Source organism: gamma proteobacterium symbiont of Scutellera amethystina (assembly GCF_059730845.1).
Genome location: NZ_AP035935.1, coordinates 610,297 through 632,193, shown reverse-complemented (window position 1 = coordinate 632,193; position 21,897 = coordinate 610,297). Strand labels below are relative to the sequence as shown.

The following is a 21,897-nucleotide window of genomic DNA, read 5'->3' as shown; positions in this document are numbered from 1 at the left end:
GCGTGCGGGAGAGGGTTAGGGTGAGGGCCAGTGAGAGAAAGTCAGGGTGAGTCCAGCGCGCGCACTCGAACTACAGCGACGCGCCCACTACCGTTGCGCTGTGCCGCGCCTGATACTGTTTCACCATGCGGCCGATCAGCAGCGTGCCCACCAGGCCGCACACTGCGGCAAACGACAGCCAGACGCCCGGCATCGCTTTATCGCCTGTAGCATGAATCAGATAGCTCGAAATCGCCGGCGTAAAACCACCAAACAGCGCGGTCGCCAGGCTGTAAGCCAGCGAAAAGCCCGAAGCACGCACTTCAGCGGGCATGATCTCCGCCAGATACACCACCATCGCGCCGTTATAGCTGGCGTACAGGAACGATAACCACAGCTCCGCTTCCACCAGGTGCGCAAAGGTCGGCGATCCCACCAGCCCGTGCAGCACCGGCCAGGTCGTCAGGATCATCAACACGGTAAAGGTAATCAGCAGCGGCCGCCGCCCAACGCGGTCCGACAGCGCGCCCATCACCGGCAGCCAGAACAGGTTGGAGATGCCGACAAACAGCGTCACGAGGAAGCTCTGCTTGTCACTCATCATCAGCACGGTTTTACCAAAGGTCGGGGTGAATGCGGTGATCATGTAGAACATCACCGTGGTGGTGACCACCATCAGCATGCCGGCCAGCACCAGCGCCCAGTTTTGTCCCACTGAACGCACAATCTGGCCCATCGACGGGTGCGATTTGCGCTGGCTGAACGCTTCGGTCTCTTCCAGCATGCGGCGAATCCAGAACAGGAACGGCACAATCAGACAGCCAACCACAAACGGAATACGCCAGCCCCATTCGGTCACCGCGTCCTTCGCCAGCAGATGATTAAGCCCCAGCCCCAGCAGCGCGGCAAAGATCACCGCTACCTGCTGGCTGCCCGACTGCCAGCTAACGTAAAAGCCTTTGCGGCCTTTGGGAGCCACTTCAGACAGATAAACCGAAACGCCGCCGAGCTCCACGCCCGCCGAGAAGCCCTGCAGCAGGCGGCCCAGCAGAATCAGGATCGGTGCCGCCGCGCCCAGCGTGGCGTAGCCTGGCACCAGCGCGATAGTCAGCGTACCGAGCGCCATCAGGCCGAGCGTCAGCAGCAGCCCTTTGCGCCGGCCGTGATGGTCAATGTAGGCACCCAGTATAATCGCCCCGAGCGGGCGCATCAGGAAGCCGGCGCCAAAGGTCATCAGCGTCAGCATCAGCGAGGCGAACGGATCGTCGCCCGGGAAAAAGGTTTTTGCAATGGCGGTGGCGTAGTAGCCAAACACCATAAAATCGTACATCTCAAGAAAGTTACCGCTGGTAACGCTAAAGATGGTTTTGGCACCGCCCTGCGATGACTTTTGTAAAGTGTGACTTGAGCTCATATCGTCCTTCCTGGTTTTTCTCCTGTTTTAGCCTGCCGGCGCGTGAATAGATGTGATCCTGTTCACCATTGCACTTTACAAAAGTACAAACAAAGGTAACAAATAGTTAACACAGCCGGTCCGATCAGCTTATGAGGAAAGTTAATAATTCTGGGCTTTCCAGGTGACAGGTGCAGCACAGACTATCGACTTTACCAGTAGCATAAATTCAGCAATATCAAACCTAAGCAAGCAATATCTTGAGCCTTATCCTGCTCTTTTTAATGCCTTTTTCATTAGCGGAACTTATTAAGATCAGTCTTAGAAACGAGACGATTCTGGTACATGGCGCCATCCCCTCCCCCGTTATGCTGGGCAGGCAACGGTAATCACGCCGTTGTTGATTTTGGTGGAGAATACTTATGCTAACACCTCTCAGCTTTGACCCCTTTTCATCCATTAATACCTTGCGAGTGGGCACACCTTATCCGCTGCTGAGCGGCAGCCTGCCGGCGCAGGCCGGTGAAATCATTGAATTCATTATCAATGATCACCGCTACAGCACGCCGATTGCCGCCGATGGCAGCTGGTCATTTCAGCCGCCGTTCTCGCTGAGCGAAGGCAGCCATGACATGGTGGCGCGCATCGGCAACAGCGGTGAGCCGCATCCGTTCTCTGTTGACGTCGCGCTCTCGGTGCCGGACAAACCGGCGATCACCGCGCTATTTGATGACGTCGGCAGCGAAACCGGCCCGGTCGGGCGCGGACACACCATTGATGACACCACGCCCAAAGTGCAGGGCTATGCGCTGCCGGGCAGCACGGTGCGGCTGTACGATCACGGCAGGCTGATTGGCAGCACCGTGGCCAGTAAAAGCGGCGAATGGTCGCTGGAGCCGCTGCTGGGCGCGGGCGGGCATCAGCTAACCGTCACCGCCACCGACGAGTTTGGCCGCGTCAGCGAACCCTCTGACCACTTCGACGTCACCGTGGTTGAAAGCGGACCGGTGCCGCCGACCATCAGCTACGCGATTGACGATGTCGGCACCGTGCAGGGCCAGCTCGCCAGCGGTTCCACCACCGACGACTTCTCGCCGCTGATCGTGGGCCGCGCGGAGCCGAACAGCATCGTTTATCTGTTCGCGCAGAACGATCACGGCGGCATCGGCTATAAAGGCAGCGTTAAAACCGATGCCAACGGTGACTGGGTGATTCAGTCACGCGCGATGATCAGCGGTGACGGCATCTACACCTTCTACGCTTCCTACGAGAACAGCAAAGACGACTACCGCCCGGATTTCAGCCTTAATATGTCGGCGCTGGAAAATCTGCGTCCGGCTATCGACTGCGCGCGTGACGATACCGGCGCCCATACCGGCCAGGTGTACCATCGCGGCACCACCGACGATAAAACGCCGGTGCTGGAAGGTCGTGGTGCGCCGGGCAGCATCGTTGAGATTGAGTACAACCTGAGTAACAGCGGCTGGCACAGCGCAGGCAGCGTGACGGTCGATGCGCAGGGCAACTGGCAGTTCGCTGGCTTTGAACTGACCTATTTCGGCGAATGGGGTTTCCGCTCGCGCGGCGTGGCCGATGGTAAAGCCAGCGCGTGGAGCGATAAGTTTGAGCTGCTGGTGATCCCCGGCGCGCCGCTGGAACCGACCATCGATTACGCCTGGGACAACGCGGGCCCGCTGCAGGGGCCGGTTTATCAGCACGACTCAACCGATGACACCACACCAACGCTGCACGGCAGCGGCACGCCGGGCCAGGTGATTGAAATCGAATATGGCGTGCAGGGCGAAGGCCTGCGCCACGCCGGCAGCGTGCTGGTCGATGCCGACGGCAAATGGAGCTTCACCTCGCCGTATCTGCATCAGCCTGGCGTGTGGGAATATCAGGCGCGCGCCTCGACCGGTGAGATGAAGAGCAACTGGAGCAGCAAATTCGTGCTCGACGTCAGCCCTGACGCCGCGTTCGATCAGCAGGCGCAGGATGAAGCCCAGCCGGACGCGCTGACGCTGCACCAACTGCTGAGCGAAGGTGGCAAAGGGCTGTTCATTGAGGATGACAGTACCCATCTGCTGGTGAACGGCAAGCCGGGCGACAGCGTGCAGCTGCAGGATATTCTGCCGGCAGGCGAAGCGGTCGATGGCTGGACGCAGCAGACCGGCACCCTGACCATCGCCGGTACGCAATATCACGTCTGGAGTCACGGCGATGCCGAACTGCTGGTGCAGGACGGCGTGCAATTGCAACTGGTGTAACCCCCCGATGCCGTGCGCGCAGCACGGCATCATCCTGCCCTCTTTCCCCGGCTTTTCACCCGTTCGGACTTTTCTCTCTTCGGGACAGGTCTCATACAGCGTTTTACGTCATCTATTACAAAATGCGCCCTTTATAACCAGGCGCAGCGGGCTTTGCTGCAATAGACCCAACGTAAAACACAGGAAAAATCCCATGGATCTGTTTGATTTTAAAGAGGTGAAGTACCTCGAGCGCGACACCAACACCCCAACGTTTTTCGGTAAAATCGATTCAGAAGTGGGCAAAGGCGGCCAGGTAATGATTACGCTTGGCGACAGGAATTTCTTTGTCGACATCAACCCGCAGGACGGCAGCTGGAAGTGGACGCCACCAGAAGCGCTGGCCGACGGTGAATACAGCATCTCCTTTATGACCATCGACACCGCCGGTAACCTCAGTACGCCGTCGCAGCGCACGCTGATCGTCGACACTACGCCGCCGGGCGCACCGACGCTGCTGAACATGTACGACGATCAGGGCGCCATTACCGGCAGCTTTGACGCCGGTAAAATGACCGACGATCGCCGCCCGACCCTGACCGGCATCGCCGAAAAGGGCACCGTGGTGTATCTGAAAGAGGGCAACACCGTGATCGGCAGCGCCAAAGCCGACGAGAAAACTGGTCTGTGGACCCTGGAGCCGACGGTGGATCTGGCGGATGGTCGTCACAACCTGACGCTGGTAGCTGCGGAAACCTTCGCCGGTAAGGTGCGTGAGGGCAAAGTATCCGATGAGTTTAACATTACCATCGGAAAAGATGGCGACGTGCCGAGCGATCCGGGCGGCGTGGCCAAAATCATTGAGGCTATCGACAATGCCGGCAGCCTGACCGGCTCACTGAAAAGCGGCGGCATCACCGATGACACCACGCCAGAGCTGCGCGGCAGCGCGCCGGAAGGCAGCGTGGTGCGCATTCAGTACCGCAACGATAAAGGTGAATGGATCGATGGCGGCAATGCGGTAATGAACGGCACCAGCTGGAGCTGGACGCCAAACCCGGCGCTGGGTGCCGGTAACTGGGAATTCCGCGCCAACGCTGGTAGCGGCTGGACTGACGAATTTAAGCTGGATATCGATCTCGCACCGGCGGCAAAAACGGAAATCACTCACGCTTACGATGACTTTGGCCCGTTCACTGGCATGCTCGGCAACGGCGCGATTACCGATGACCGCACGCCAAACCTGCACGGCCGCGCCGAGTCTAACAGCCTGGTATATATCCACTATCGCAACGTGCTGGGCGCATGGGAACTGCTGGACAGCGTGACTGCCGGCGCCGATGGCCGCTGGGAGTATGAAACTGACCGCCTTTCTCCGGGGACGTATGAGTTCCAGGCGGGAACGTCAGCAACCCGTGATACGAACGGTAAACCGTTTGGGCTGCAGATTGTGGCGCCGGGCAGCGTCGCCCCAGAAATATCTATGGCCTGGGATGATGTGGGCAAAATCACCGGTGAGGTGAAATCGGGCGGGCTGACCAATGATACTCAGCCGGAACTGCGCGGCAGTGCCGAGGCGAATGCGGTTGTGCAGGTTGAGTACTCACGCGACGGCAAAACCTGGCATAGCGGGTCAACGGTTGCGGATGCGAATGGCCGCTGGTCGTTTACGCCCAAGGACGAGCTGGAATATGGTAACTGGGATTTCAGGGCGAAAACCACTAATGGTAATAGCTACAGCGCAGATTTTGGTCTGAGAGTTGTTGAACAGGAAATAATGGTCAAATCTTATGATTTTGAATCAATAGTTCCGGGAGACCTGACTAAAGATTTCATTTACGGTGATCTCAACTTCAAATTTAATAATCAGGACAAAGTGACTACCAGCGTTCAGGATCATGCAGCGTATGGTAAAAGCCTTGTTATAGTCAATCCCACTACCAATACCGAAACCATACAAAAAATAACATTTTCTGAAGGCATTAACTATTTTGAATTAACTGCAATTGACTGGGAAGGAGCAAGCTCATATATCAGCCTTCATGATAAAAACGGTAAAGAAATTGGCCGTGTTTATGCCCACGATATACGAGATCAAGCAAGAGAAGTATTGAGATACTATTCAGGAGATACCGAAATATCTTATGTTGAAATGCATTTAAAAGGTCCAACAACTACTTTTGCAGTAGACAATATTATTACCAAGCGCTATTCAGAAGACAGTATTTCGACAGCGGATCATGGTTATGAAAACCTCGACACCATGGTTAAAGACACCAAATTTAGCGCTGGAGAGGATTATGTACGATTCCCGAGTGGATTGCTTTTCAAAACTATTTCCGGCAAACACGCTTCAATATCAATATTTGGAACTATTTCCAATATACTTTTTTTGAGTGATGTTGCTACCTATGAAATGAAATTTGGCGGAACAGACAAAGTTTCATTTGATTTCAGTGATCTAGGAATTCCTTCAGCGCATAAATATAAGATCATTTCAACTTCGGGAGAGGTTTTATTTGATGACTATCTCTCAAAAATAGTGACCAACAATCACTTCCATTTTGAAGCGCCTAAAGGAAAATTTATTTCACAAATTATAATAACAAACGGAGATGAAGTTGCTGGAGGTGATCCCGGATATACTATTGACAATATAAAATGGGGTGTGAACGTCGATTCCGGACTGGAATCATTCGATCAATATGCCGTTGACTACAAGTTCGACATGACCCGGGTTAACACACTATCTGGTGGCGTTAAATTTTCCGGAAAAGCACATCCAGATTCAGTCTCAAAATTAGATCAAGCCAGAGTTTCTAATGGCAAAGGTGAATATCGTGCATTTTTATTAGGCGATAACTCTACTTACACGTATGACTTTGGCAGCACGGATAAGGTCGAATTTGCGCTGAGCTCGGTACAATCAGCTAATCAGCATGAAATTATTGTTTACTCAACAACCGGTGAAATTCTTTACCGTGAAATGATTACAACCGTAGGTTACCGTACTGACACATCCCCTGACACCTATCAGTTTATCGCACCGCCGGGTAAAAAAATCGGTCATATCGATTTAGTGCTGGGTCAGGAAACCACACCAGACGACAATGATGCTGGTTTTTATATTGATGACATCAAATGGGGCGAATACGTCCATCCGGAAATCAACACCAACGGCGGCAAACTGTACCTGTTTGACGAAAACGATCTCTATGATCCGATCCAGGTTTTCGACGCCGATAATCAGCTCTATCAGCTGCTGGTCGACAGCGAAGATCAAACGGTGATTTTTGCCGACCAGGTGGAGGACGGCAGCAAAACCAGCGTGATCCAGATGGACAACGCCGGCAATAACGCTCTGACGCTCAGCCTGCAGGATGTGCTCAGGCACGGCAGTGAGAACCTAGCGATTGATGATGCCACTAAACAAATTATCGTTAACGGCAATCAGGGCGACACCGTGCGCCTCGAAGACATCCTGCCAGAGGGCAGTGAGCAAAACGGCTGGGCCGAGCAGGCTGGCACCGTCACTATCGCCGGCACCCAGTACCATGTCTGGAGCAACGGCGACGCTGAGCTGCTGGTGCAGGACGGCGTGAAAACCGAGCTGGTGTAAGGGAGAGCCATCATGAACCAGATTCTTAATGCATCTTACCGCTACACCGACGATCCGCGCCGCGGCTACAGTGGCACTAGTCCGCAGGCGCGCAACGGCTTCGCGGAAATCGCTATTGATGGCCAGCCGCCGTACACCGTCAAGGTCGACGCAGAGGGCCGCTGGAGCTGGACGCCGCCCGCCGACTGGACGCCGGGCGAGCACATCGTCTCGGTGCGCATGATTGATGCCGCCGGCAACATTGGTAATCCCGCCCAGTTCATTCAGGTGGTCGACTACACGGCGCCGGACGCGCCGCGCCTGCTCAACATGTACGATGACCAGGGCGACATCACCGGCAGCTTCGATGCCGGGCGCATGACCGACGACCGTCGCCCTACCCTGACCGGCGTCGCCGAAAAGGGCACTGTGGTGTACCTCAAAGAGGGCGATACGGTGATCGGCAGCGCGCAGGCCGACGCCAAAACCGGCATCTGGACGCTGGAGCCGGACGCCGACCTGAGCGACGGCACCCATCAGCTGACGCTGGTGGCGGTCGAAACCTTCAACAGCAAGCTGCGCGAGGGCGAACCGTCTGCACCGTTCGAATTGCTGATTGGCCGCGACGGGTCTGCCGCCACGGTGATTTCCCACGCGGTGGATGATGCCGGCCCGGTCACCGGTTCGCTGCTGAGCGGCGCGCTCACCGACGACGCCACGCCGCAGCTGCACGGCAGCGCCCCGGCGGGCAGCACGGTTTTCGTGCAGTACCGTAACGCCAGCGGCGAATGGGTCGACGGCGGCGCGGCGCAGATCGACGGCACCCGCTGGAGCTGGACGCCACCGGCTGAGCTGGAAGCGGGCAGCTGGGAGTTTCGCGCCGGTCAGGAAGGCAGCTGGAGCGACAGCTTTACGCTCGACATCGCCTTCGCCGGCAGCGACGCGCTGCACGCCACGCTGACCCACGCCACTGACGACTTTGGCCCGGTCACTGGCACGCTGCTGAGCGGCGCGCTTACCGATGACACCACGCCAACCCTGAGCGGGCGCGGCGAAGCCAACAGCACCGTGGTGGTGCGCTACGGTGCCTTCGGCGAGTTCACCCATTCAGCGGTGGTAACGGTGGGCGCGGACAGCAACTGGAGCTTCACGCCGCCGGCGCTGGAGTACGGCGTCTGGTCGTTTGCCGCGCAGGCGCAGGGCGACAGCCAGTGGAGCGATACCTTCGAGCTGGTCCTGATGCCGGGCGGCCAGCATACGCCAGAGATCCTCAGCGTGTACGACGACGTGGCGCTGTATATCGGCGAAATCAGCAACGGCGGCATCACTAACGACCGCCAGCCGGAGCTGAGCGGCGTTGCTGAAGCCAACAGCGTGCTCAACGTCTACGACGGCAGCACGCTGATCGGCAGCGTGCAGGTCGGCGCAGACGGCAACTGGCGCTTTATCACTCCGGCGCTCAGCGACGACTCGCACAGCCTCAGCGTGAGCTACGGCGCTTACGACGCTGGCCTGCCGGCGTACAGCATCGTCGTGGACACCACGCCGCCGGGCGAGGTGGAAATCAACGCGCTCGCCCCGCTCGGCCTGACGCTCAGCGACGTGGTGGAAGCCGGTCAGCAGGGCCTGTTCATTGACGACGGCAAAACCCAGCTGCGCGTCAGCGGCCAGGCTGGCGACAGCGTACAGCTCAGCGACATCCTGCCGGAAGGCGAAGCGGTCAGCGGCTGGACGCAGCAGGCCGGCACCGTCACCATCGCTGGCAGCCAGTACCACGTATTCAGCCACGGCGATGCGGAACTGCTGGTGCAGGACGGCGTAAAAATCGAGCTGGTGTAATCCCCCGATGCCGTGCGCGCAGCACGGCATAATCCTGCCCTTTACCCCTGTTTTTTCTCTGCTCGGACTTTTCTCCCTTCGGGACATGTCTCATAGGGCGTGTTACGTCATCTATTACAAAATACGCCCTTTATCACAAGGCGCAGCGCCTCCCGCTGCAGTTGACCCGACGTAAAAAACACAGGAATAATCTCCATGGAACTGTTCGATTTTAAAGAGGCTAAGTACCTCGAGCGCGACACCAACACCCCAACCTTTACCGGCAAAGTTGAAAGTGAAATAGGCAAAGGCGGCCAGATCGAGATCACTCTCGGCGATAAGCGTTACTACGTGGATATTAACCCAACGGACGGAAGCTGGAGCTGGACACCGCCCGAAGCGCTGGCCGACGGAGCGTACAACATCGCTTTTCAGTCAATTGACAAAGCAGGTAATACCAGCCGCTCTTCACTCCACACGCTGGTCGTCGACACCACGCCGCCGGTCGCACCGACGTTGCTTAACCTGTACGACGATCAGGGCGCCATTACCGGCAGCTTTGACGCCGGTGAAATGACCGACGACCGCCGCCCGACCCTGACCGGCATCGCCGAGAAAGGTGCCGTGGTATACCTGAAAGAGGGCAACACCGTGATCGGCAGCGCCAAAGCCGACGAGAAAACCGGTCTGTGGACGCTGGAGCCGACGGTGGATCTGGCGGATGGCCGTCATAACCTGACGCTGGTGGCGGCGGAAACCTTTGCGGATAAGCTGCGCGAGGGTAAGCCGTCGGACGAGTTTATTATCGTGATTGGCAAGGATGGCGACAATCAGCCAAAACCAGGTGTCAATGTAGAAATTAGACATGCAATTGATGACGACGGAGAAAATACCGGCTTATTAAAAAGTGGCGGCATTACCGATGACACCTCACCAAAACTTTATGGTTCCTCAACAGAAGGTAATGATGTCTTAATTCAGTACCGTAATAACAATGGACAATGGATTGATGGTGGCAAAGCTAGCATTGAAGGAGATACCTGGACCTGGACACCGAATCCAGCGTTACAGGCAGGCAATTGGGAGTTCCGGGCAAATGCTGGTTTCGGCTGGAGTGATGAGTTTAAACTAAATATAGATTCCAACCCCGCCCTGCTAACAGAAATTACTCATGCATGGGATGACTCAGGTAAATTGACAGGCATGCTAGGTAATGGTGCTATCACTGATGACCGCATCCCTACGTTACATGGTCGGGCGGAATCCAATAGTACAGTTTACCTTTTTTATCGTAATATTCTAGGGGATTGGGATTACCTTGATACCGTTATAACAGATGCCGATGGCCACTGGGAATATAACACCGATCGACTACCTGTTGCGAGTTATGAATTCCAGGCAAGCAGTACGCCAACACGAAATATAAATGGAAAAACCTTCAGCATGCAAATCATTGCGCCTGATTCTTTTACTCCAACCATTGAAGCAGCCTTTGATAATACAGGGCCACGCCAGGGTAACAAATCAACTGGAGATATTACTGATGATACCACCCCCGAAATAAAGGGGAAGGCCGAATCAAATAGCGTAGTTTATATTGAATACACTAACGGCTCTGAAAGTTTCTTATATTCAGTTACAGCGAACCCTTCCGGAGATTGGTCTTTAACCCCACCACCTTTATCTTACGGCGAGTGGAAGTTTGAAGCCTACTCTATAAACTCAAAAAAAAACCTTTTTAACTTAACAATCAAAGAAAGTGACTTCATATCGTCGAAGGAAATATTTTCAGAAAGTGGTTTATTTAACTTAATACAATATCAATCTAAAACCTTAAACTCCGGCCTAACAATTAACACTTTGAGTGGAGTTGTTCGTAACACTAAATGGGGAAATGAAAGCGAGCTTGATAGAAGGTTATTCATAGGGAAATTTGACCCTGCTAGCAACAACTATGTTTCCTCAAAAATTGAATTCTTGATAGAGCAATCGAAATACTTCAAGTTCATGTTTAACACTGACAGAGACTCTGAAGTTAAAGTGTCATATTATGATAAAGATGGAAAGCTAATTGAACAGGAGGTTGTTAAAAGTTTTAATGGTAGTAATAACGGTCTGGTCAACCATACATTTACTGCACCTGAAAACGAACTTATCCATAAAGTGATCGTTGAAAACGGTCAATACATAAAAGATAGCAAGGCGTATTGGGACCTGTTGTATATGGATGATATTGAGTGGGGCGTCGATGTTCCTTCAGATAAAATCTTCGATAAATCATCACATCAACTCAATATTGAAAATATTAACGTTTTAGATGTCATCTCTATTGAAGATATTCTCTCTAAAGGCCAGAAAGATCTCTTCATCGACGACAGCAAAACCCAGCTGATGGTCAACGGCAATCAGGGCGACACCGTGCGCCTCGAAGACATCCTGCCAGAGGGCAGTGAGCAAAACGGCTGGGCCGAGCAGGCTGGCACCGTCACTATCGCCGGCACCCAGTACCATGTCTGGAGCAACGGCGACGCTGAGCTGCTGGTGCAGGACGGCGTGAAAACCGAGCTGGTGTAAGGGAGAGCCATCATGAACCAGATTCTTAATGCATCTTACCGCTACACCGACGATCCGCGCCGCGGCTACAGCGGCACCAGTCCGCAGGCGCGCAACGGCTTCGCGGAAATCGCTATTGATGGCCAGCCGCCGTACACCGTCAAGGTCGACGCAGAGGGCCGCTGGAGCTGGACGCCGCCCGCCGACTGGACGCCAGGCGAACACATCGTGTCGGTGCGCATGATTGATGCCGCCGGCAACATTGGTAATCCCGCCCAGTTTATTCAGGTGGTCGACTACACGGCGCCGGACGCGCCGCGCCTGCTCAATATGTACGATGACCAGGGCGACATCACCGGCAGCTTCGATGCCGGGCGCATGACCGACGACCGTCGCCCGACCCTGACCGGCGTCGCCGAAAAGGGCACTGTGGTGTACCTCAAAGAGGGCGATACGGTGATCGGCAGCGCGCAGGCCGACGCCAAAACCGGCATCTGGACGCTGGAGCCGGACGCCGACCTGAGCGACGGCACCCATCAGCTGACGCTGGTGGCGGTCGAAACCTTCAACAGCAAGCTGCGCGAGGGCGAACCGTCTGCACCGTTCGAATTGCTGATTGGCCGCGACGGGTCTGCCGCCACGGTGATTTCCCACGCGGTGGATGATGCCGGCCCGGTCACCGGTTCGCTGCTGAGCGGCGCGCTCACCGACGATGCCACGCCGCAGCTGCACGGCAGCGCCCCGGCGGGCAGCACGGTTTTCGTGCAGTACCGCAACGCCAGCGGCGAGTGGGTTGACGGCGGCGCGGCGCAGATGGACGGCACCCGCTGGAGCTGGACGCCACCGGCTGAGCTTGACGCCGGCAACTGGGAGTTCCGCGCCGGTCAGGAAGGCAGCTGGAGCGACAGCTTTACGCTCGATATCGCCTTCGCCGGCAGCGACGCGCTGCACGCCACGCTGACCCACGCCACCGACGATTTCGGGCCGGTCACCGGCACGCTGCTGAGCGGTGCGCTCACCGATGACACCACGCCAACCCTTAGCGGGCGCGGCGAAGCCAACAGCAACGTGGTGGTGCGCTACGGCATTGCTGGCGAGTTCACCCATTCCGTGGTGGTGACAGTGGGCGCGGACAGCAACTGGAGCTTCACACCGCCGGCGCTGGAGTACGGCGTCTGGTCGTTTGCCGCGCAGGCGCAGGGCGACAGCCAGTGGAGCGACACCTTTGAGCTCATCCTGATGCCGGGCGGCCAGCACACGCCAGAAATCCTCCGCGTGTACGATGACGTGGCGCTGTATATCGGCGAAGTCAGCAACGGCGGCATCACTAATGACCGCCAGCCGGAGCTGAGCGGTGTTGCCGAGGCTAACAGCGTGCTCAACGTCTACGACGGCAGCACGCTGATCGGCAGCGTGCAGGTCGGCGCAGACGGCAACTGGCGCTTTATCACGCCAGAGCTCAGCGATGACTCGCACAGCCTCAGCGTCAGCTACGGCGCTTACGACGCTGGCCTGCCGGCGTACAGCATCGTCGTGGACGCCACGCCTCCGGGCGAGGTGGAAATCAACGCGCTCGCCCCGCTCGGCCTGACGCTCAGTGACGTGGTGGAAGCCGGCCAGCAGGGCCTGTTCATTGACGACGGCAAAACCCAGCTGCGCGTCAGCGGCCAGGCCGGCGACAGCGTGCAGCTCAGCGACATCCTGCCGGAAGGCGAAGCGGTCAGCGGCTGGACGCAGCAGGCCGGCACAGTGACCATCGCTGGCAGCCAGTACCACGTGTTCAGCCACGGCGACGCGGAACTGCTGGTGCAGGACGGCGTAAAAATCGAGCTGGTGTAATCCCCCGATGCCGTGCGTGCAGCACGGCATCATCTTCTTCTTTTCCTCTGTTTTTAATCCGTTCGGATTTTTCTCCCTTCGGGACGTATCTCATACGGCGTGTTACATCATCTATTACAAAATGCGCTCTTTGTAACAAGGCGCAGCGGCCCTCGCTGCGGTGGACCCGACGTAAAAAAACACAGGAATAATCTCCATGGAACTGTTCAATTATGAAGAGGTGAAATACCTCGAGCGCGATACCAACACCCCCACGTTTTTTGGCTATGCAAATTCAGAAATCGGTAAGGGCGGCACCATGCTGATTACCGTCGGCAAAGAGACCTTTACGGTAGATATCGACCCTGCCAACGGCTACTGGAGCTGGACACCTGCAACGCCGCTGGAGGATGGTTACTACAACATGTCTTTCCAGTCGGTTGATAAGGCCGGCAACGTCAGTACGCCCAGTCTGCGTACGCTGATTGTTGATACCACGCCGCCAGCAGCGCCGACGCTGCTGAACATGTACGACGATCAGGGTGACATCACCGGCAGCTTCGATTCTGGCAAGATGACCGACGACCGCCGCCCCACCCTGACCGGTATCGCGGAAAAAGGCGTGATTGTTTATCTGAAAGAAGGCAATACGGTTATCGGCAGCGCGAAGGCGGATGAAAATACCGGGATGTGGAAGATCGAGCCGGAGGTTGACCTTACCGACGGCCAGCATGATTTGACGCTGGTGGCGAATGAAACCTTTGCCGGTAAGGTGCGCGAGGGTGAGGTTTCGGATGCTTTTAGTATCATCATCGGAAAAGATGGCTCAACCCCGCCCGATCCCGGCGCCATTCTGGAAATCACTCATGCAATAGATAATGTCGGCAATGCAACTGGCGAATTGAAAAGTGGCGGACTGACTGATGACACCACACCAGAGCTTTGCGGTAACGCACCAGCAGGTAGCACGGTGAGAATCCAGTATCGAAATGATAAAGGCGAATGGATCGATGCAGGCAACGCAGTGATGGACGGTAGCCGCTGGAGCTGGACACCGAATCCGGCGCTGAGTGCAGGTACCTGGGAGTTCCGAGCCAATGATAGTAGCGGCTGGACTGACGAGTTCATACTTAATATTGATCTATCGGCATCAACTCGCGCTGAGATTACTCATGCTTACGATGATTTTGGTCCGTCTACCGGTATGCTCGGTTCTGGTGCGATTACAGACGATACTACTCCTACTTTATACGGCCGTGCCGAAGCTAATAATATTGTCTATATACACTATCGCAACGTAACCGGTATGTGGGACTTATTGGGTAGCGTAATAACTGAAGCGGATGGAACATGGACTTATGAAAGTAAAAATTTGACAGAGGGCCTTTATGAATTCCAGTCAGGGACTTCCGCCACATATACTCCCTCTGGTAAAACTTTCGAATTGCAGATTATAACAACTGGCACAATAGTGCCGAAAATCACCTCTGTTTGGGATGATGAGGGAACATCAACAGGCATAATCCGTAATGGCGGGGAAACCGATGATCGAACTCCCACTCTTTCTGGCGTTGCGGAAGCAAATAGTACTGTGGTTATCAAATATACAGACGGTAAGGACACATTTACAGTTTCTGTCTTCTCAAACGACAAAGGCGACTGGAATTATACCCCTCCACCGCTTAAATTCGGCTCGTGGGCGTTTACGGTCTCGACGATAGATAGCGATAAAACCAGCGATAGCTATGTTATAAATATACAGCAATACAATTACGTTAATAGCGGTTGTAATTTTGAGGGTTTACCATCATCTTTAGGAAGCCACATACCTAAACCTTATCCTAGTGTAGGGGTTGGCAGTCAATTTAACTTATACAGCAAATATAATTTCAAAAGTGATTTTGCTATGAAGCCTTTAGCCGGAGTTGTACAACTATCAAACCACTATTATTATGTCGGCAATCAAGCTTACACGGGCAATAATCTTATAATGAGAGAAAACTCTAAAGCAGAGTTCACTGTCCCACCATCGAAAATTTTAGAATTGAACGTTATAGGTGGAAATAAAGGCTATTACATAATAAATTTTTATGACAAAGATAATAACATCATACATTCAGAAAAAGTTTCCGTACCAGAAGGGGTATTGCACCATAAGTTCTCTATCGATGAAGGGTTATTTACTAAGTTTGATATTGAGGTGCGTGACTTAGGAGGATTGTATTTAGATAATTTTATATGGCAAAAAGCCGTTCCGATTGTTACTTCAACGATTAATCAGATTGATGAACTGCATGACGATGCCATCAATAGTTTATTACAAATTGATCCAGATAAAATCCTTGAGCAAGGACAACAGGATTTGTTTATCGACAATGGTAAGACCCAGTTAATGATTGATAATCATGCCTGCGAAACAGTGCAGCTTAGCGACATCCTGCCGGAAGGCGAAGCGGTCAGCGGCTGGACGCAGCAAACCGGCACCGTGACCATCGCTGGCAACCAGTATCACGTGTTCAGCCACGGCGACGCCGAACTGCTGGTGCAGGACGGCGTAACGGTGAATCTGGTTTAACCGCGGTTCGCCACCGCATAATGACATGGCGGCCTGCTCGGGCCGCCATAATAAAAAAGGTCGTCATGAATGACGACCCTACAGATATGGTGCTGGTATTACGCCGGTGAAACTATTTCTTCACCGTCTCCATGCCCATCAAACCAATCTTCAGATAACCCGCTTCACGCAGCTGATCCATCACCGACATCAGCGTTTCATAATCGACTGATTTATCCGCCTGGAAGAAGATGGTGGTCTCTTTATTGCCTTCGGTTTGCGCGGTGAGTGCGTTTACCAGCGTCTCTTTGGTCACCGCATCGTTACCGATGTAAATCTGTTTATCCGCTTTGATCGACAGATAAACCGGCTTCTCCGGACGCGGCTGTGGCGCGCTGGTGGAAGCAGGCAGATTGACGCGCACATCCACCGTGGCGAGCGGCGCGGCGACCATGAAGATGATCAGCAGCACCAGCATGACGTCGATAAACGGCGTCACGTTGATTTCGTGCATTTCGCCATCGCCGACCGCATCATCGTTTAAACGCATCGCCATAATACTTACCCTACGCGCAGTTTCTGGGCCGCCGCCGGACGGTTAACTTCTTTTGCGGTATCGACGTTGCCAAGGTCCAGATCGCGGCTCTGCAGCAGCAGCACCTGCGCCGCCACGTCGCCGAGCGAAGCTTTGTAGCTGGCAATCATGCGGGCGAAAACGTTATAGATCACCACCGCCGGAATTGCTGCCACCAGGCCAATCGCCGTCGCCAGCAGCGCTTCCGCGATGCCCGGTGCCACCACCGCGAGGTTGGTGGTCTGGGTTTTAGCGATACCGATAAAGCTGTTCATGATGCCCCACACGGTGCCGAACAGACCGATAAACGGCGCGACGGAACCGATGGTAGCGAGGAAGCCGTTACCGCGACCGGCGTGGCGGCTGAAGCCTGCGACGCGACGCTCAAGGCGGAAGCTGGTGCGCTCTTTAATGCCGTCGAGGTCTTCGCTGCCGGCAGATAGTTCCAGTTCGTTACGCGTGTCGGCGAGCAGCACAGCACTGTGGCTGTTGGCTTTGAAGTTTTCGGCAGCGCGATACGCGTCATTCAGTGAGCGCGCTTCGCCCAGCGCCAGCTGTTCACGCTTCAGACGACGTTTCGCCCCGCTCAGCTCCGCGTATTTGCCAAAGAAAATCGCCCAGGTGACGACCGAGGCCAGCAACAGGCCGATCATCACAATTTTTACCACGATATCGGCATGCTGATACATGCCCCAAACGGAGAGGTCCGTTTGCATCAAGTCACTGGCTACCACGCTGCGTCTCCGACTTCTGTTGCACCGTTCACGATTGAAGCGCGGATCATAGCAAAAAAACCGACCGAAGTGATAGTGGTTCTCATTACTATTTACAAAGCTGTAACCCGCTGAATTGATACGGCGCAATGTTTAGCGCGATAAATCGCGCCGCTACGGTTGGGTGCGGCTTGCGGAATAGAGCAATAGGCACGGTTGCGCGATAAATCGCGCCGCTACGATGCGGTGCGGCTTGTGGCATTGAGCAAAAACACCGCACGGGTCGTAGCGGCGCAATTTATTGCGCTTTGCTTTTTCGCCGCGTAATAAAAGCCACAACCAGCCTCTTTCCGCGATTGTGCTGGCGTCACTCTGATATTCGGCAAACGGGCTCAACCCCGCGCCGCGATTCGTGGTAAGTTGAATGCTTTGTGAGACGTGTCAGGAAAGGCAGTGATGGCAACGAAAAAAATTGATACCCGGCTTGTCACCGCGGGACGCAGCAAACGTTACACTCAGGGCTCGGTTAACAGCGTCATTCAGCGCGCATCCTCACTGGTTTTTGACTCCGTCGCGGACAAACAACGCGCCACCGCCGGACGCGCCAGCGGTGAACTGTTTTATGGCCGGCGCGGCACCCTCACCCATTTTTCCTTCCAGGACGCGATGACCGAACTGGAAGGCGGCGCCGGCTGCGTGCTCTACCCGTGCGGTGCGGCCGCGGTCGCCAATGCCATCCTCGCGTTTGTCACCAGCGGCGATCACATTCTGGTCAGCGGCGCGGTGTACGAACCCACCCAGGATTTTTGCACCAAAATTCTCGCGAAGCTTAACGTCACTACCACCTGGTTTGATCACTGCATCGGCAGTGAAATCGGCGAGCTGGTGCAGCCGAACACCCGCGTGGTGTTCCTTGAATCACCGGCTTCCATCACCATGGAAGTGCAGGACATTCCGGCAATTGTCGCGGCGGTGCGCGCCAAAGCACCAGACGCGGTGATCATGATTGATAATACCTGGGCGGCGGGCGTGCTGTTTAACGCGCTGGAGCATGGCATCGACATTTCGATCCAGGCCGGCACCAAATACATCATCGGCCACAGCGATGCGATGATCGGCACTGCGGTGGCCAACGAACGCTGCTGGGCGCAGCTGCGCGAAAACTCCTATCTGATGGGCCAGATGGTGGATGCAGACACCGCGTACATGGCCAGCCGCGGCCTGCGCACGCTGGCGACGCGTCTGCGTCAGCACGAAGAGAGCGGCCTGCGCGTGGCCGAATGGCTGGCGGCACAGCCGGAAGTGGCGCGCGTCAACCATCCGGCGCTGGCGCAGTGCAAAGGCCACGAATTCTGGCGGCGCGACTTCAGCGGCAGCAGCGGGCTGTTCTCATTCATCCTGCATGAAAAACTCACCCCGGCGCAGCTGGCAAATTATCTCGATCGCTTCCACCATTTCAGTATGGCCTACTCGTGGGGCGGCTTTGAATCGCTGATTCTGGCGAACCAGCCGGAAGAGCTGGCGGCAATTCGTCCGGCGGGCGGCGTGGATTTTGACGGCACGCTGGTGCGTCTGCATATCGGTCTCGAGCACGTTGACGATCTGCTGGATGACCTGAAAGCTGGTTTTGCCCGCCTGAAAGCGTAAAAAGATAAACCAAACTTAAACCATCCGGTGCGGCGTAGCGGAGATCAACGATTACGCCGTCCCGGACGGTTAAAATACAAGCCTTGTGACTCGATGGGATAGCTGATGGGTGTTTTACATGAGATTGTCCAGGCGCTGTGGCATCAGGATTTTGCCGCGCTGGCCAATCCGGATGTAGTGTGGATTGTCTACGGCGTGATGTTTCTGACGCTGTTCCTGGAAAACGGTTTGCTGCCTGCCTCGTTCCTGCCCGGCGACAGTCTGCTGCTGCTGGCAGGGGCGATGATCGCCAAAGGCGTGATGGATTTTGTGCCGACCATGGTGATTCTGACCACCGCCGCCAGCCTCGGCTGCTGGCTGAGCTATCTGCAGGGGCGCTGGCTTGGTAATACTAAAATCGTCAAAAGCTGGCTGATGCATTTGCCAGCGCAGTACCACCAGCGCGCCTGGCACCTGTTCAACCGCCACGGCCTGATGGCACTGCTGGTTGGCCGCTTTCTGGCCTTTGTGCGTACGCTGCTGCCGACCATGGCGGGCATTTCGGGTTTGCAGAACGGGCGTTTTCAGTTCTTCAACTGGCTGAGCGGCGCGCTGTGGGTCGGGATTGTGGTGGCGATGGGCTACGGCATCAGCCAGGTGCCGTTTATCAAGCGCCACGAAGATCAGGTGATGGCGATCCTGATGGTGCTGCCTATTGTGCTGCTGTTTCTCGGCCTCGGCGGCAGCATTGTGGTGATCTGGAAAAAGCGGCGCCAGAAAGCCTGACCTCTGTAAAGCGCCGCCGTTTCAGGCGGCGTCAAACGGCTGCAGCGCCCCGGTCTGACGCGCGCGGCTCGCCTCTTCTCCCGGCGTCACGCCAAAGTACCGTTTAAACTCCCGCGAAAACTGTGACGGGCTTTCATAGCCGACGCGCACGGCGGCGGCGCTGGCCTTCAGCCCATCCTGCAGCATCATTAACCGCGCCTGATGCAGCCGGTAACGCTTGAGATACTGCAGCGGCGAGGTCTGGGTCACCGCCTTAAAGTTATGGTGAAACGCCGAGACGCTCATGTTGACCTCTGCCGCCAGCATTTCCACGCTCAGGCTTTCGGCAAAGTGGTTCTCGATGCGGCGCAGCGCCCGGGCCACCTGGCTGAACTGCGTCTGGCGATTGACCAGCGACAGCAGCGCACCGCCAATCGGCCCGGTCAGTACATAATAGATGATTTCACGCACCAGCTGCGGGCCGAGCACGCGGGCGTCACGCGGTTTATCCATCACATCCAGCAGCCGTTCCGCGGCGCACAGCATCTCCTCGCTCAGGAACGCAGAGTGAATGCCAGAGGTTTGCGGCTGCGGCTGAAACTGCTCGTCATCGCCAATGCTTAACAGCAGATCCTGCAAACTGGCCGGATCCACGGTGAGGCTCATGCCGGCCAGCGGCTGCTGCGGCGTGGCGTCAGTTTCGCACTCCACCGGCAGCGTAACCGTGAGCATCAGATATTTGGTGGCGTCGTAGCGAAACACCGTGCTGCCGAGGTAGCCGGTTTTGTGTCCCTGAAACAGGATCACTATGCCCGCCGGATACAACATCGGCGTACGCGGCAGCGGTTCCTCTGCGTAGATCAACCGCACGTTTTCCACCGCACACAGCGGCTTTTGTGGCTCGCGCATCAGCGTGATCACGCGCTGCGCCAGCTGGCGGCAAAGGGCATCGTTCGGCATGGCACTCTCTCGGGCAGCAAAAAACGCAGTGTGCCGCATTGCTGCATAAAGCTCCAGATGGCTGGAGAATCAGGCAAGATTTTTGCAGGATTGCACCGGGCGAAAGTGCCGTTCGGTTGCCACAATGATCCTCAGGTCAGGTTTGTTGACTAGACTTAAGCACATCGTTTCTACGGTAAGTCACTGCAACCGATAAGGAGTCACTATGGCAGAGCAACCCCGGATTAAACTGCACGACGGCAACATGATGCCGCAACTCGGCCTTGGCGTCTGGCTGGCCAGCATTGATGAAGCGCGCAATGCCGTGCTGGAAGCGCTGAAGGTCGGCTATCGCTCCATCGATACTGCCGCCGCGTATAAAAATGAAGAGGCGATTGGCCAGGCGCTGCAGGAAACCGACGTGGCGCGCGATGAGATCTTTATCACCACCAAACTGTGGAATGATGACCAGCAGAACGTTGAGCAGGCGATGGAGACCAGCCTGAAGAAGCTGCAGCTGGAGCAGGTGGACCTGTATCTGATGCACTGGCCGTGCCCGCAGAAAGACCACTACGTCGATGCGTGGAAGAAAATGGTGGAACTGCAGCAGCAGGGCCTGGCGAAAAGCATCGGCGTGTGCAATTTCCATGAAGCGCACCTCAAGCGGCTGATTGATGAAACCGGCGTGTCGCCGGTGGTAAATCAGATTGAACTGCATCCGATGCTGCAGCAACGCACGCTGCATGCATGGAACGCGCTGCATCAGATTCAGACCGAGTCGTGGAGCCCGCTGGCGCAGGGCGGCGAAGGCGTGTTTGATCAGGAGATCATTCGCGAGCTGGCGAAGAAGTACAGTAAGACGCCGGCGCAGATTGTGATTCGCTGGCATCTGGACAGCGGCCTGGTAGTGATTCCGAAGTCGGTAACGCCGGCACGCATTCAGGAGAACTTCCAGGTGTTTGATTTCCGGCTGGATAAGTCAGAAGTGAGCGAGATCGCGAAGCTGGATAAAGGCAAGCGACTGGGACCGGATCCGGAAGAGTTTAATGGGTGACGTGGGTTAAGGATGCGATGGGTGAAAGGTGCGGTTTGCCCCCTCACCCCGGCCCTCTCCCGCATGCGGGAGAGGGAGATGTCCGCGCAAATCTGAAGCGGTGTGCCAGTGGGTAATACTGTGCAACCAGGCACCCTCACCCCGGCCCTCTCCCGCACGCGGGAGAGGGAGGTGTCCGCGCAAATCTGAAGCGGTGTGCCAGTGGGTAACACTGTGCGACCAGGCACCCTCACCCCGGCCCTCTCCCGCACGCGGGAGAGGGAGTTG

Annotated in this window: 13 protein-coding genes; 9 read left to right on the top strand and 4 right to left on the bottom strand. The window is 55.9% G+C overall.

Annotated features, from left to right (window positions below):
- Window positions 1-70: 70 nt before the first annotated feature.
- The gene (locus AC6I79_RS02975; RefSeq protein WP_150059411.1) at window positions 71-1,393 is read right to left on the bottom strand and encodes an MFS transporter; all 1,323 of its coding nucleotides are present in this window, start codon (window positions 1,391-1,393) and stop codon (window positions 71-73) included.
- A gap of 401 nt (window positions 1,394-1,794) precedes the next feature.
- Here AC6I79_RS02975 and AC6I79_RS02970 point away from each other — a divergent pair, with 401 nt between their 5' ends.
- The 6 genes from AC6I79_RS02970 (at window position 1,795) to AC6I79_RS02945 (ending at window position 15,980) form a co-directional block, all read left to right on the top strand.
- Window positions 1,795-3,639: an Ig-like domain-containing protein gene (locus tag AC6I79_RS02970; protein WP_236569475.1), complete on the top strand. Its 1,845-nt coding sequence runs from the start codon at window positions 1,795-1,797 to the stop codon at window positions 3,637-3,639.
- 193 nt (window positions 3,640-3,832) lie between these two features.
- A complete protein-coding gene (locus tag AC6I79_RS02965) occupies window positions 3,833-7,237 on the top strand; it encodes an Ig-like domain-containing protein (protein ID WP_159377951.1) in 3,405 nt (1,134 codons plus the stop codon).
- A gap of 12 nt (window positions 7,238-7,249) precedes the next feature.
- A complete protein-coding gene (locus tag AC6I79_RS02960; protein ID WP_498027550.1) occupies window positions 7,250-9,055 on the top strand; it encodes an Ig-like domain-containing protein in 1,806 nt (601 codons plus the stop codon).
- A 195-nt stretch (window positions 9,056-9,250) separates the two neighbouring features.
- Window positions 9,251-11,608 carry an Ig-like domain-containing protein gene (locus AC6I79_RS02955; RefSeq protein ID WP_498027549.1) on the top strand — a complete coding sequence of 786 codons (2,358 nt, stop codon included), beginning with the start codon at window positions 9,251-9,253 and terminating at the stop codon, window positions 11,606-11,608.
- A 12-nt stretch (window positions 11,609-11,620) separates the two neighbouring features.
- Window positions 11,621-13,426, top strand: coding sequence for an Ig-like domain-containing protein (locus AC6I79_RS02950; RefSeq protein WP_159377952.1), 1,806 nt, complete (start codon window positions 11,621-11,623; stop codon window positions 13,424-13,426).
- Window positions 13,427-13,622: 196 nt separating this feature from the next.
- Complete coding sequence (locus AC6I79_RS02945; RefSeq protein WP_159377953.1) at window positions 13,623-15,980, top strand: Ig-like domain-containing protein; 2,358 nt, start codon at window positions 13,623-13,625, stop codon at window positions 15,978-15,980.
- Window positions 15,981-16,092: 112 nt separating this feature from the next.
- On the opposite strand, the gene exbD is transcribed toward AC6I79_RS02945, so the two are convergent.
- Together exbD and exbB are read right to left on the bottom strand one after the other, a co-directional pair.
- Window positions 16,093-16,515 carry a TonB system transport protein ExbD gene (exbD, locus tag AC6I79_RS02940; RefSeq protein WP_021509588.1) on the bottom strand — a complete coding sequence of 141 codons (423 nt, stop codon included), beginning with the start codon at window positions 16,513-16,515 and terminating at the stop codon, window positions 16,093-16,095.
- 5 nt (window positions 16,516-16,520) lie between these two features.
- Window positions 16,521-17,249: a tol-pal system-associated acyl-CoA thioesterase gene (exbB, locus tag AC6I79_RS02935; RefSeq protein ID WP_031280126.1), complete on the bottom strand. Its 729-nt coding sequence runs from the start codon at window positions 17,247-17,249 to the stop codon at window positions 16,521-16,523.
- Between the two features lie 453 nt (window positions 17,250-17,702).
- Here exbB and metC point away from each other — a divergent pair, with 453 nt between their 5' ends.
- Both metC and AC6I79_RS02925 read left to right on the top strand, forming a co-directional pair.
- Window positions 17,703-18,893: a cystathionine beta-lyase gene (gene metC, locus AC6I79_RS02930; protein ID WP_021509590.1), complete on the top strand. Its 1,191-nt coding sequence runs from the start codon at window positions 17,703-17,705 to the stop codon at window positions 18,891-18,893.
- Window positions 18,894-18,998: 105 nt separating this feature from the next.
- Window positions 18,999-19,658 carry a DedA family protein gene (locus tag AC6I79_RS02925; RefSeq protein ID WP_021509591.1) on the top strand — a complete coding sequence of 220 codons (660 nt, stop codon included), beginning with the start codon at window positions 18,999-19,001 and terminating at the stop codon, window positions 19,656-19,658.
- Window positions 19,659-19,679: 21 nt separating this feature from the next.
- Here AC6I79_RS02925 and AC6I79_RS02920 read toward each other — a convergent pair whose 3' ends face one another.
- Entirely contained in the window at window positions 19,680-20,597 is a 918-nt protein-coding gene (locus AC6I79_RS02920) for an AraC family transcriptional regulator (protein ID WP_058771382.1), read from the bottom strand.
- A 205-nt stretch (window positions 20,598-20,802) separates the two neighbouring features.
- On the opposite strand from AC6I79_RS02920, the gene dkgA reads away from it, so the two are divergent.
- Window positions 20,803-21,630 (top strand): 2,5-didehydrogluconate reductase DkgA, encoded by an 828-nt coding sequence (gene dkgA, locus AC6I79_RS02915; RefSeq protein WP_498027548.1) that lies wholly within the window; start codon window positions 20,803-20,805, stop codon window positions 21,628-21,630.
- The last annotated feature ends 267 nt before the right edge of the window (window positions 21,631-21,897 follow it).

Bases quoted from the DNA above. Each gene is read 5' to 3' on its own strand.
- AC6I79_RS02960 (WP_498027550.1), top strand. From the start codon at position 7,250: ATGAACCAGATTCTTAATGCATCTTACCGCTACACCGACGATCCGCGC.
- AC6I79_RS02925 (WP_021509591.1), top strand. From the start codon at position 18,999: ATGGGTGTTTTACATGAGATTGTCCAGGCGCTGTGGCATCAGGATTTT.
- exbD (WP_021509588.1), bottom strand. From the start codon at position 16,515: ATGGCGATGCGTTTAAACGATGATGCGGTCGGCGATGGCGAAATGCAC.
- AC6I79_RS02955 (WP_498027549.1), top strand. From the start codon at position 9,251: ATGGAACTGTTCGATTTTAAAGAGGCTAAGTACCTCGAGCGCGACACC.
- metC (WP_021509590.1), top strand. From the start codon at position 17,703: ATGGCAACGAAAAAAATTGATACCCGGCTTGTCACCGCGGGACGCAGC.
- AC6I79_RS02965 (WP_159377951.1), top strand. From the start codon at position 3,833: ATGGATCTGTTTGATTTTAAAGAGGTGAAGTACCTCGAGCGCGACACC.
- AC6I79_RS02950 (WP_159377952.1), top strand. From the start codon at position 11,621: ATGAACCAGATTCTTAATGCATCTTACCGCTACACCGACGATCCGCGC.
- AC6I79_RS02975 (WP_150059411.1), bottom strand. From the start codon at position 1,393: ATGAGCTCAAGTCACACTTTACAAAAGTCATCGCAGGGCGGTGCCAAA.
- dkgA (WP_498027548.1), top strand. From the start codon at position 20,803: ATGGCAGAGCAACCCCGGATTAAACTGCACGACGGCAACATGATGCCG.
- AC6I79_RS02920 (WP_058771382.1), bottom strand. From the start codon at position 20,597: ATGCCGAACGATGCCCTTTGCCGCCAGCTGGCGCAGCGCGTGATCACG.
- AC6I79_RS02970 (WP_236569475.1), top strand. From the start codon at position 1,795: ATGCTAACACCTCTCAGCTTTGACCCCTTTTCATCCATTAATACCTTG.
- AC6I79_RS02945 (WP_159377953.1), top strand. From the start codon at position 13,623: ATGGAACTGTTCAATTATGAAGAGGTGAAATACCTCGAGCGCGATACC.
- exbB (WP_031280126.1), bottom strand. From the start codon at position 17,249: ATGCAAACGGACCTCTCCGTTTGGGGCATGTATCAGCATGCCGATATC.